10 protein-coding genes are annotated in these 12651 nt (G+C 36.8%); all 10 read left to right on the top strand.

The window, feature by feature from the left end; genetic code table 11:
* The first annotated feature begins 182 nt into the window (after window positions 1-182).
* Window positions 183-1907, top strand: a complete 1725-nt coding sequence (gene polX / locus BK577_RS08510) for a DNA polymerase/3'-5' exonuclease PolX (protein WP_078432505.1) — start codon at window positions 183-185, stop codon at window positions 1905-1907.
* A 59-nt stretch (window positions 1908-1966) separates the two neighbouring features.
* Window positions 1967-4327: an endonuclease MutS2 gene (locus tag BK577_RS08505; protein ID WP_078432504.1), complete on the top strand. Its 2361-nt coding sequence runs from the start codon at window positions 1967-1969 to the stop codon at window positions 4325-4327.
* Window positions 4328-4341: 14 nt separating this feature from the next.
* A complete protein-coding gene (locus BK577_RS08500; protein WP_078432503.1) occupies window positions 4342-4746 on the top strand; it encodes a DUF350 domain-containing protein in 405 nt (134 codons plus the stop codon).
* Window positions 4747-5037: 291 nt separating this feature from the next.
* Window positions 5038-6720: an AMP-binding protein gene (locus BK577_RS08495; protein ID WP_078432502.1), complete on the top strand. Its 1683-nt coding sequence runs from the start codon at window positions 5038-5040 to the stop codon at window positions 6718-6720.
* Window positions 6721-6872: 152 nt separating this feature from the next.
* Complete coding sequence (locus BK577_RS08490) at window positions 6873-7460, top strand: fatty acid metabolism transcriptional regulator FadR (protein WP_078432501.1); 588 nt, start codon at window positions 6873-6875, stop codon at window positions 7458-7460.
* 103 nt (window positions 7461-7563) lie between these two features.
* Window positions 7564-8340 (top strand): enoyl-CoA hydratase, encoded by a 777-nt coding sequence (locus tag BK577_RS08485; RefSeq protein WP_078432500.1) that lies wholly within the window; start codon window positions 7564-7566, stop codon window positions 8338-8340.
* Between the two features lie 42 nt (window positions 8341-8382).
* Entirely contained in the window at window positions 8383-9156 is a 774-nt protein-coding gene (locus BK577_RS08480) for an electron transfer flavoprotein subunit beta/FixA family protein (RefSeq protein ID WP_078432499.1), read from the top strand.
* Window positions 9157-9206: 50 nt separating this feature from the next.
* Window positions 9207-10184 carry an electron transfer flavoprotein subunit alpha/FixB family protein gene (locus BK577_RS08475; protein ID WP_078432498.1) on the top strand — a complete coding sequence of 326 codons (978 nt, stop codon included), beginning with the start codon at window positions 9207-9209 and terminating at the stop codon, window positions 10182-10184.
* Between the two features lie 178 nt (window positions 10185-10362).
* Window positions 10363-10677, top strand: coding sequence for a thioredoxin (gene trxA / locus BK577_RS08470; protein WP_026561701.1), 315 nt, complete (start codon window positions 10363-10365; stop codon window positions 10675-10677).
* A 174-nt stretch (window positions 10678-10851) separates the two neighbouring features.
* Window positions 10852-12630, top strand: coding sequence for an excinuclease ABC subunit UvrC (gene uvrC, locus BK577_RS08465; protein WP_078432497.1), 1779 nt, complete (start codon window positions 10852-10854; stop codon window positions 12628-12630).
* Window positions 12631-12651 lie beyond the last annotated feature (21 nt).

The raw sequence follows: 12651 nt of genomic DNA, 5'->3' as shown, positions 1-12651 counted from the left end.
TCATCACTCGTATATATTGACTACATCCAAGTTTTGTAGAATATATAATGGTGCAGGTGTACTTACTCTTTGTTTAAGTCAGTCTCTTTTTCCGACTACCGTAAGAAGTGACGAAGAATTGTACTTTTTCGTAAATATTTGTATCATTTTTATAGAAAGTGCTAGATAAAGAGGTGGAATAAATGAATATTCATAAAAAAGATGTTATCCGATTATTAGAAAAGATTGCTGTTTTAATGGAATTAAAAGGGGAAAATCCTTTTAAGATATCTGCGTTTCGAAAAGCTGCTAACGCTTTAGAAGTTGATGATAGAAGCTTAGCTTTAATTGATGATTTTACGAAGATTGCCGGTATAGGAAAAGGGACTTCAGCAGTTATTAAAGAATTTGTGGAAACTGAAAAATCAGAGGTTCTTGAGCAATTACAGGAGGAAGTGCCTGCAGGTTTACTCCCTTTATTAAAACTGCCAGGTTTAGGCGGTAAAAAGATTGCAAAGCTATATAAGGAATTACACATCGATAGTGTTGAAGCACTTAAATTAGCCTGTGAAGAAAATAAAATACAAAGCTTAGCGGGATTTGGAAAAAAATCAGAAGAAAAGATTTTAGCTGCGATTGAAGAAATGGGTAGTCGTCCAGAACGCTTGCCAATTTCATTTATGCTTCCAATTGCCCAGGAAATTGAGTCATATCTTGAGAAATGTAAAGATATTGAAAGCTACTCACGAGCAGGAAGTCTGAGACGTATGCGTGAAACAATTAAAGATTTAGATTTTATTATATCGACAAATGAACCCAAACATGTAAGGGACCAACTGTTGAACATACCAAATATTTCGGATGTTATCGCAAGCGGTGATACAAAGGTATCTGTCCAGCTTACATATGACTATGAGGTAAGTGTAGATTTTAGACTAGTTAAACCAGCGGAATTTGCCACAACTCTGCATCATTTCACAGGTTCGAAGGATCATAATGTCAGAATGAGACAGCTTGCAAAAGAACGTGGAGAAAAGATTAGTGAATATGGTGTAGAAAATGTTGAGACAAATGAAATGAAAACATTTGAAACAGAAGAGGAATTTTATCAGTATTTTAATCTTCCTCATTTCTCTCCTGAAATTCGCGAAGATGGAACAGAGGTCGATTCTTTCCATCATGACATCAAGCTTGTACGCTTGGAGGATATAATAGGAGATCTTCATATGCATTCTACCTGGAGTGATGGAGCTTTTACTATTCGTGAAATGGTCGAAGCGTGTCGCAAAAAAGGGTATCGTTATATCGCCATTACGGACCACTCCCAATATTTAAAGGTAGCAAATGGATTAACACCTGAGAGACTAAGAGCTCAACGACAGGAAATAGATGCCTTAAACGAAGAATATGATGATATAACAATTCTTGCCGGAGTTGAGATGGATATTTTGCCTGATGCTACATTAGATTATGATGACGAATTGCTAGCCGAGATGGATCTTGTAATTGCCTCCATTCATTCAAGTTTTTCTCAATCACAGGATGTGATTATGGAACGATTAAAAACAGCGTTACATAATCATCATGTTGACATCATTGCACATCCAACTGGTCGAATCATCGGCAAACGAAAAGGTTATGATGTAAACATAGATTTGCTTATTCTACTTGCAAAGGAAACAGACACAGCATTAGAGTTAAATGCGAACCCTCAGCGTTTAGACTTGAGTGCTGAACATATTCGCAAGGCCCAAGAAGCGGGTGTGAAAGTTGTCATTAATACAGATGCACATAATATAGACATGTTAGAAGATATGGGCATTGGTATTTCTACAGCCAAAAAAGGCTGGATTGAACGTGATACGGTTATAAATACATGGGACATTGACCAGCTAAAAGCATTTTTAAACAGACATCATAAGGAATAGCAAACTATATTTATGATTGAATATTGAAGGTCTGTGTAATTATTAGGAGGTAGACCGAATTGCAACAGAAAGTTTTGCATGTACTTGAATATGAAAAAGTGAAAGAGCAGCTTATTAAGCATGCTTCATCAACACTTGGCAAAGAAAAAGTAAAAGCGCTTGTACCTTCTAGTGAGTACCAAGAAGTGGCTGTTTCTCAGGAACAAACAGATGAGGCTGCAAAAGTACTTCGATTAAAAGGGAATATTCCATTGGGAGGACTTGTTGACATTAGAGCAACAGTCAAGCGAGCAAAAATTGGCGGAATGCTCAGTTCAGTTGAGCTTATTGAAGTTGCAGGCACTTTGTATGCAGGCAGGCAAATGAAACGTTTTATTGAAAAAATGATAGAGGAAGAAATTGAATTATCTCATTTGCCAATCCTTGCCGAGCAAATTGTTGTTATTCATGACTTGGAGAGAAGGATCTCCGAATGTATAGATGATAATGGGTATGTGTTGGACAGTGCAAGTGAAACATTAAAAGGCATTCGCCAGCAGCTTCGAACAACCGAGGCAAGAGTAAGAGATAAACTAGAATCAATGATTCGGTCTTCAAATGCATCAAAAATGCTCTCTGATGCGATCATTACGATTCGAAATGATCGTTTTGTATTGCCTGTAAAACAGGAGTATAGAGGATCATACGGTGGGATCGTTCATGACCAATCCAGTTCAGGGGCAACTCTTTTTATCGAACCGCAAGTCGTAGTTGACCTAAATAACACTCTTCAACAAGCAAAAGTGAGGGAAAAGGTAGAAATCGACCGTATTCTAGAAAAACTGTCAAATGAAGTAGCCGAAAATAGTGATGATCTCCTGCAGAATGTAGAATGCTTGGCCAATATGGATTTTATGTTCACAAAGGCGAAGTATGCAAAACAAATAAAAGGGATAAAGCCTATTGTCAATCAAGAAGGTGTTATTCGCTTGTTTAAAGCAAGACACCCGCTTTTACCTGAAAGTGAAGTTGTTCCGAATGATATTGAATTAGGTACAGACTTTACAACCATAGTTATTACAGGACCGAATACCGGTGGTAAGACCGTTGCACTTAAAACACTTGGATTATGTACATTAATGGCTCAATCAGGTTTACACATTCCGGCACTTGACGGATCAGAGGTTGCGGTCTTCAAGGCAGTTTATGCAGATATCGGTGACGAACAATCGATTGAACAAAGCTTAAGTACCTTTTCTTCACATATGGTTAATATTGTTGATATCCTTCATAAAGTGGATGACGAAAGTCTTGTGTTATTTGATGAGCTTGGAGCTGGAACAGATCCACAAGAAGGTACTGCGCTTGCTATCTCCATATTGGATGAAGTGTACAGCCGTGGAGCGAGAGTGGTTGCAACAACTCATTATCCGGAGTTAAAAGCGTACGGATATAACCGAAATGGTGTCATTAATGCAAGTGTAGAATTTGATATCTCAACTTTAAGCCCAACATATAAACTTTTAATAGGTGTTCCGGGCCGCAGTAATGCGTTTGAAATCTCAAAACGACTGGGCCTGCAGGAAAATGTTATACAAAAGGCAAGGTCACAAATGAGTGATGAAAGCAATGAAGTAGACACGATGATTGCTTCATTAGAATCCAGCAAAAAAACGGCTGAAATTGAGTTAATGGAATCAGAAAAAATCCGGCATGAAGCAGAAAAACTTCATAAGGAGCTTCAAAGACAGATCATTGAATTCAATGAACAACGTGATGCCCTTTTTGAAAAAGCGGAACGAAAGGCTTCAGAAAAATTAGAAGAAGCAAACCGGGAAGCGGAAAACATTATTAGAGATTTAAGAAAGCTTCGAAAAGAACAGCATGCTCAAGTAAAAGAGCATGAGTTGATCGATGCGAAAAAGCGTCTTGAAGAGGCGCAGCCTGTATTCGAAAAATCGAAAAAGGTTGAAAAGAAACAGCCTGTTAAACATGAACTACAGCCTGGTGATGAAGTAAAAGTCATTAGTTTTGATCAAAAGGGACATTTGGTTGAAAAGGTGAATGATCAGGAGTGGCAGGTTCAAATGGGAATCTTAAAAATGAAAGTAAAAGAAAAAGATCTTGAATATATTAAGAGACCTAAGCAACAAGTGCAAGAAAAGCCTTTAGCTGCTGTTAAAGGAAAGGATTACCATGTCTCATTGGAATTAGATTTACGTGGGGAACGATTTGAAAATGCATTACTGAGAGTTGAGAAATACTTGGATGATGCTGTTTTAGCCGGCTATCCAAGGGTTTCAATTATTCATGGTAAAGGAACAGGTGCACTTCGAACCGGTGTGAAAGAATTGTTAAAAAATCATCGAAGTGTAAAAAGCACTCGGTTTGGGGAAGCGAGTGAAGGCGGAACTGGCGTCACAATTGTGGAACTAAAATAGTGGGGGGAAAGAGCGTGAGTACATTTTGGGAGAATGATTGGGTTCAAATTGCTGCCTACTATAGCGTTGTAGTTCTCAGTATCATTTTATTTTTAACCATTTTTGAACTTGTTACAAAGTATAAAAATTGGGAGGAAATTCAAAATGGCAATTTAGCTGTTGCGATGGCAACAGGAGGAAAAATCTTTGGAATTGCTAATATATTTCGATTTTCTATTCAGAAACACGAGAGTCTTTTAGAAATGTTAGGGTCCGGAGTGTATGGATTTGTTTTACTTTTGTTAGGCTATTTCATTTATGAATTTATGACACCAAAGTTTAGAATTGATGATGAAATTCAGAAAGACAACCGTGCTGTTGGATTTATATCCCTTGTTATTTCAGTTGGCTTATCATTTGTTATCGGTGAGGCTTTATAAGGAGAGTGTAGAGTGGAGACGTTGGCGAAAGTGATGTTTGGTTTATGCGGGTTGTTTGTGGTGATTGGCGTTATTTATTTAGCTTTCTTTTAATACAAGTAAAGGGCCTGATTCATAAAATCTGGCCCTTTTTTATTATTTTATATTTCTGAAAACACAAAAAACTGATATACTTTTTTATAAGCGTGAAAAAATGATTTGTTTATCGGTTTTAACATGTATGTATGTCCTCTTTTATTCCTTTCTAACCAATCTGTCATTTTATATTTCCCTCAAAAGGAGGAGAAAAAAATGGAAAGTCAAAAACCTTGGTTAAATCTTTACCCAGCAGAAATCCCTCATACCATGAAAAGCGATGAAAAACCGTTGTACTATTATCTCGAACAATCTGCTTTAGAATTTCCATCTCAAATCGCCATCCATTTTCTAGGTAAAGAACTAACCTATACAGAACTTTATCAACAGTCTTTAAAAATGGCTAACTATCTACAGTCTCTAGGCTTACAAAAGGGTGACAGGGTATCGATTATGCTGCCGAATTGTCCTCAAGCCGTAATTTCCTATTATGGTGTCTTATTAGCTGGCGGCATCGTGGTTCAAACGAATCCGTTATATATGGAAAGAGAGCTGGAGTATCAATTAAATGATAGCGAGTCCACATTTATCGTAACGCTTGATTTATTATATCCGAGAGTCTCTAAAATGAAAGCGTTAACAAAATTGAATCATATTATTGTAACAAGTATAAAAGACTATTTACCATTTCCTAAGAATCTTTTATATCCATTTGTACAAAAAAAGCAAAATCAAATGGTTGTTAAAGTAGAACATCAAGGTAATACTCATTTGTTCCTAAAAATCATGGAATTAGCAAAGCCTACTGTTGAGGAATATAAATACATTCCCGCCGAAGATATTGCATTACTTCAATATACAGGAGGAACAACTGGTTTCCCTAAGGGTGTTATGTTATCACATGACAATGTTGCTCTGAACACAAAAATGTGTTCTGCATGGATGTATAAATCAATGCGAGGGAAAGAATCTATTTTAGGTATTATTCCATTCTTCCATGTGTATGGGATGACGACAGTGATGAATTTATCAGTTATGCAAGGATATAAAATGATTCTGTTGCCTAAATTTGATCCAACAGACACATTAAAAACGATTCATAAATTAAAACCAACGTTATTTCCCGGTGCACCGACGATTTATATTGCTTTATTAAATCATCCAGATCTTCAAAAATATAATTTGTCATCAATTGAATGCTGTATAAGCGGTTCTGCACCATTACCCGCTGAGATACAAGAGAAGTTTGAGCGTGTTACAGGTGGTAAACTTGTAGAAGGCTATGGTTTATCTGAGGCATCCCCTGTTACTCATGCTAATTTCATTTGGGAGAAAAGAAAAAAGGGAAGTGTCGGTGTTCCTTGGCCAAGTACAGATGCTGTGATCCTGTCATATGAACATGGAGGGATAGCTGAGCCGAATGAACTTGGTGAGATAGCAGTACGGGGTCCACAGGTTATGCTTGGGTATTGGAATAAAAAAGAAGAAACAGAAGAAACTTTGAAAAATGATTGGCTTTTGACCGGAGATATTGGATACATGGATGAAGAAGGATACTTCTATATTGTTGATCGAAAAAAAGATATGATTATTGCCGGAGGGTTTAATATTTATCCACGTGAAATCGAGGAAGTCCTTTATGAGCATGAAAAAGTAAAAGAGGTTATTGTTGCGGGTATCCCTGATCCTTACAGAGGTGAAACAGTAAAAGCCTATATTGTATTAAAAGAAAATCAACAGGCCACATCAGAGGAATTTAATGAATATGCCCGCAAACATTTAGCCGCATACAAGGTGCCGCATATCTATGAATTTAGAGATGAATTACCTAAGACAGCTGTGGGAAAAATACTAAGACGTGCATTAATTGAAGAGGAAAAATTAAAGAACGCTAATTGATAGTAAAATTGGAGGGGCTTCTGTCTCTCCAATTCTAAATAAAGCAAGCGTTAAAAAAAACAGATGAGGGCTTGACAGAAAGGAAAGGAAATTCTATGATTAAATTATGAATGATTATTCATTCATTAATTGAAAGGGAGTCGAACATTACATTGAGACAGAAGAAACCAAAATATATACAAATCATTGATGCAGCAGTTATTGTCATAGCAGAAAATGGTTACCACCAAGCGCAAGTTTCAAAAATAGCCAAGCAGGCTGGAGTAGCGGATGGGACAATCTACTTATATTTTAAGAACAAAGAAGATATTCTTGTATCACTCTTTCAAGAAAAGATGGGCGTTTTTATTGAAAAAATTGAAGAAGAGATAAAAAGCAAAAAGAATGCAGCAGATAAACTATATTCGTTAATTGATAAGCATTTTACCTTATTATCTGAAGATCACCACCTTGCAATTGTAACACAGTTAGAATTAAGGCAATCAAATAAGGATTTACGCCTTCGAATAAATGAAGTGCTAAAGGGATACTTAAATGTAGTTGATAAGATTATTAGTGATGGTAAAGAGAATGGCGAATTCAGAGAAGAACTTGATGTCAGGCTGGCCAGACAAATGATCTTCGGCACAATTGATGAAACCGTCACAACATGGGTTATGAATGATCAGAAATATAGGTTAACAGATCAAACAAAGAAAGTTCATGACTTATTTGTTAACGGTCTATCAACTAAAAATTAATAGCGAGTGAAATGGCATAATTGTCATTCTCTTTATATAAGTTATTTTTCGTTTGTAAATGAAATACATTTTAAGTATGTATGATGAAGCAGGGAGGAAAAAAATGAAGTATGTACAAATAATAAAAGAGAACAGAGTTGCAGTTGTATCTATTAATCACGAACCTGCAAATGCATTATCATCAAATGTATTAAAAGATATTTCTACTATGCTGGACCATATACTTGAAGACAATGAAATTCGAGCTGTCATTCTTCACGGTGAAGGCAGGTTTTTCTCGGCAGGTGCAGACATAAAAGAATTTGTTGAACTTGCTAAAAGTGATGGAGTGTTTTCTCAACTTGCTGAATCAGGACAACAATTATTTGAACGAATCGAAAATTTTCCAATCCCAATAATTGCAGCTATTCATGGAGCTGCGTTAGGCGGGGGACTTGAGTTAGCAATGTCTTGTCACCTGCGTCTAGTAGCTGAGGATGCTAAACTTGGTCTTCCTGAGCTTCAACTTGGTATTATACCTGGTTTTGGAGGAACTCAACGTTTACCGAAATATATTGGTACTGGCCGTGCTTTAGAAATGATGCTTACAAGTGAGCCGATTTCAGGTCAAGAGGCAGTGAAACTGGGCCTTGCCAGTCATGCCTATCCTCAGGAAAAACTCTTAGCGGAAGCGAAAGGTTTAGCGCAGAAATTTGCTGCAAAAAGTCCAGGTTCTGTGAGGGCTGTCATATCGTTATTGCATTCAAATAAAACATTAACCTATCAGGAAGGGATGAATCTCGAGGCGAAACTTTTTGGTGAACTTTTTAAAAGTGGTGATGCAAGAGAAGGTATTTCAGCTTTTATTGAAAAAAGAAAGCCAAATTTCAAAGGCAACTAAAACAAAAGGGAAACTATGTTATTTACAATGGGGGATGGGAAAATGAATATTTATGTCATGATGAAAAGAACCTTCGATACAGAAGAAAAAATCACCATAAACAATGGTGCAATTAGCGAAGATGGTGCGGAATATATTATCAACCCTTATGATGAATACGCAATTGAAGAAGCAATCCAATTACGTGATAAAAACGGAGGGGAAGTAACCGTTATCACCATTGGCGGGGAAGAATCTGAAAAAGAATTAAGAACAGCATTAGCTATGGGGTGTGACAAGGCGGTATTGATTAATACAGAAGATGATGTTGAAGACGGTGATCAATACACAACATCAAGAATTTTGGCTGAGTATTTTAAGGAAAAAGATGTAGATTTAATTTTAGGTGGAAATGTGGCTATTGATGGGGGATCTGGTCAAGTAGGACCACGATTAGCCGAATTACTTGATATCGCTTATGTCACAACGATTACAAAGCTAGATATTGATGGAAACAAGGCAACAGTTGTCCGTGATGTTGAAGGAGATTCTGAGGTGATTGAAACATCCTTACCATTACTGGTAACAGCTCAACAGGGATTAAACGAACCTCGCTATCCATCATTACCAGGAATTATGAAGGCAAAGAAAAAACCGCTGGAAGAGTTGGAAATCGATGATTTGGATATAGCGGACAATGACGTAGAACCAAAAACAAAGACAATTGAAATCTATTTACCACCTAAAAAAGGAGCAGGAAAGGTATTAGAGGGTGAAGTAGAAGATCAAGTAAAAGAATTGGTATCTTTGCTTAGAAATGAGGCAAAAGTCATCTAGACGTTTTAAGGAGAGGGAAAAGGTCAAATTCGGAAACAGGGGGAAAAATGATGTCAAGAAAAGTGCTCGTTTTAGGTGAGGTTCGTGATCAACAGTTAAGAAATGTATCGTTTGAAGCCATTGCTGCCGGAAAAACGATTTCAGAAGGTGGAGAAGTTGTCGCAGTTTTAGTAGGAGAAAATGTAGCTACATTAACTTCAGAGCTATTCCACTATGGTGCTGATCGAGTGGTGACTGTAGAAAATGAAAAATTGCTAACCTATACACCGGACGGCTATTCACAGGCACTCATATCGGTCATTGAAGAAGAGAAGCCAGAAGGGATTGTATTTGGTCATACCTCTTTAGGGAAGGATTTATCACCAAAGATTGCTGCCAAGCTAAATTCCGGATTAATTTCTGATGCAACAGCCATTGAAATTGCAGGAGGTAATATTGTCTTTACTCGCCCAATTTATTCTGGAAAAGCATTCGAAAAGAAAATAGTTACTGATGGACTAATTTTTGCCACGATCCGCCCAAATAATATAAATCCACTAAAAAAAGATGAAACAAAAACTGGTGAGACTTCTTCTCTTTCTGTTGAAATAAAAGATCTTAGAACAATTGTAAAAGAAGTAGTCCGTAAAGCATCAGAAGGTGTGGATTTATCAGAGGCAAAGGTAGTTATCGCAGGGGGACGCGGTGTAAAAAGTGAAGAAGGTTTTGAGCCATTAAAGGAACTAGCTAATGTTTTGGGGGGAGCGGTAGGAGCATCACGTGGAGCTTGTGACGCAGATTATTGCGACTATTCACTTCAAATTGGTCAAACGGGTAAAGTTGTCACACCTGATTTATATATTGCATGTGGTATTTCCGGAGCTATTCAGCATTTGGCAGGTATGTCAAATGCGAAGGTAATTGTTGCGATTAATAAAGATCCAGAAGCTAATATTTTCAAAGTAGCTGATTATGGAATTGTCGGTGACCTCTTCGAAGTTGTCCCATTATTAACGGAGGAATTCAGGAAATTACAAATTCATGCATAGGAAGAACTAAGGCACGTTGCATTGCGTGCTTTTTCTATTTAGCTACATCATATTAAAAAACATGTTTTTCTTCTTGTACATAGGGAAAAGTAAGGAAGAAGCAAATTATTAGCTAACTTTGCAGCTGGATGCTATACTTTAAACATATTTTACCCTTATTATTTAGGAGGAATTACAAATGGCAATTGCACATGTAACAGATCAAACATTTTCAAGTGAAACGAACGAAGGCGTTGTATTAGTCGATTTTTGGGCACCTTGGTGTGGACCATGTAAAATGATTGCTCCAGTTCTAGAAGAACTTGATTCAGATATGGGAGATAAAGTGAAAATCGTCAAAGTTGATGTAGATGAAAACCAGGAAACAGCTGGAAAATTTGGCGTTATGAGCATTCCAACTTTATTAGTTCTAAAAAATGGTGAAGTTGTTGATAAAGCTGTTGGTTATCAACCAAAAGAAGCTCTTGCTGAGGTTCTAAACAAGCATATCTAATTCGAAAGGATTGACAGCAGTCAATCCTTTTTCAATGTAATTATTTACAACGACGAAATATATAGAACATGATAAAATAAACATATAGGCAGTAATTCGCTATTTTAATTTATTTGATTAAAATGGGGAATTACTGCCTATCTAATCGTAGCAAAAAAAGGGGAGTGTCTGGCTATGAGAGATCAAATAAAAGAAAAGCTTGCACTTCTTCCAGATCAACCAGGCTGTTATATAATGAAGGATCGTCAAGGAACAGTCATTTACGTCGGGAAGGCAAAAGTGCTCAAAAATCGAGTGCGTTCTTATTTTACTGGTTCTCATGATGGGAAAACATTAAGACTGGTAAATGAGATCACAGATTTTGAATATATTATTACATCTTCAAATTTAGAGGCATTGATTCTCGAGTTAAATTTAATTAAGAAATATGATCCAAAATATAATGTCATGCTAAAAGATGATAAGACCTATCCGTTTATTAAGATTACGAATGAACGTCACCCGCGTCTTTTAGTAACTAGACAAGTAAAAAAAGATAAAGGAAAGTACTTCGGACCTTATCCAAACGTTCAATCAGCCAGAGAGACAATTAAGCTTTTAGACCGTTTATATCCGTTAAGAAAATGCTCGACTCTACCTGATCGTGTATGTCTTTATTATCATATGGGCCAATGTTTAGCACCATGTGTAAATGATGTTTCAGAAGAAACGAATAGGCAAATGGTGGAGGAAATCTCGAAATTTCTTAATGGAGGCTATAAAGGTATTAAAGAGGAATTGTCGATAAAGATGACAAAAGCAGCTGAAGGGCTGGAGTTTGAGAGAGCTAAGGAGTTTAGGGATCAAATTCTTCATATTGAAGCCACAATGGAAAAACAGAAGATGACATTAAATGACTTTATTGATCGGGATGTATTTGGTTATGCTTATGACAAAGGGTGGATGTGTGTTCAAGTCTTTTTTATTCGACAGGGAAAATTGATAGAGCGTGATGTGTCAATGTTTCCTATTTATGATAATCCTGAAGAAGAGTTCCTAACGTTTTTAGGACAATTCTACTCTAAGTCCAACCATTTTCTTCCAAGGGAAATTTTATTACCTGACAGTATTGAATTTGACTTAGTGGAACAGCTATTAGATGTGACAACACTTCAGCCTAAACGTGGTAAAAAGAAGGATCTGATTTTATTAGCGCATAAGAATGCAAAGATCGCTCTGAAAGAAAAATTTCTATTAATTGAAAGAGACGAAGAACGCACTATTAAGGCTGTTGAAAATCTTGGTGATAAACTGGGTATTCATACACCGAATCGAATAGAGGCATTTGATAATTCAAATATACAAGGAACAGATCCTGTTTCTGCAATGGTTGTGTTTGAAGATGGAAAACCTGCCAAAAAACACTACAGAAAATATAAAATTAAAGATGTAAAAGGTCCGGATGACTATGACTCGATGCGTGAGGTTGTGAGGAGACGCTACAGCCGTGTATTAAAAGAACAACTTCCACTACCAGACCTCATTATTATTGATGGAGGAAAAGGACATTTATCCGCGGCTCAAGATGTGCTGGAAAATGAGCTGGGTCTGGATATCCCGGTAGCAGGATTAGTAAAAGATGATAAGCACCGAACATCAGAACTTATTATTGGATCACCTCCGGAATTTATACAACTTGAAAGAAACAGCCAGGAATTTTATTTACTTCAGAGAATTCAGGATGAAGTGCATCGGTTTGCGATCACCTTTCACCGTCAACTTCGGGGGAAAAATGCATTTCAATCTATATTGGATGATATACCTGGAGTTGGTGAGCAACGAAAAAAATCATTACTAAAGCATTTTGGTTCTGTAAAAAAAATGAAGGAAGCAAGTGTGGATGATCTTAAAAGAGCAGGTATGCCTGATAACATTGCCAACAATATATTAGAACATCTCCACAAAGAGAGCTAAGAAATATATTCTTGCCTTTTA

The sequence above is a fragment of the Metabacillus halosaccharovorans genome (genome assembly GCF_002019635.1).
Lineage (GTDB): Bacteria > Bacillota > Bacilli > Bacillales > Bacillaceae > Metabacillus > Metabacillus halosaccharovorans.
The sequence above is the reverse complement of the archived record's forward strand: the minus strand, read 5'-3'. Positions and strand labels throughout refer to the sequence as shown.

Excerpts from the sequence above, each read along its gene's own strand:
- polX (WP_078432505.1), top strand. The coding sequence starts at position 183 with ATGAATATTCATAAAAAAGATGTTATCCGATTATTAGAAAAGATTGCT.
- uvrC (WP_078432497.1), top strand. The coding sequence starts at position 10,852 with ATGAGAGATCAAATAAAAGAAAAGCTTGCACTTCTTCCAGATCAACCA.
- BK577_RS08475 (WP_078432498.1), top strand. The coding sequence starts at position 9,207 with ATGTCAAGAAAAGTGCTCGTTTTAGGTGAGGTTCGTGATCAACAGTTA.
- trxA (WP_026561701.1), top strand. The coding sequence starts at position 10,363 with ATGGCAATTGCACATGTAACAGATCAAACATTTTCAAGTGAAACGAAC.
- BK577_RS08495 (WP_078432502.1), top strand. The coding sequence starts at position 5,038 with ATGGAAAGTCAAAAACCTTGGTTAAATCTTTACCCAGCAGAAATCCCT.
- BK577_RS08485 (WP_078432500.1), top strand. The coding sequence starts at position 7,564 with ATGAAGTATGTACAAATAATAAAAGAGAACAGAGTTGCAGTTGTATCT.
- BK577_RS08480 (WP_078432499.1), top strand. The coding sequence starts at position 8,383 with ATGAATATTTATGTCATGATGAAAAGAACCTTCGATACAGAAGAAAAA.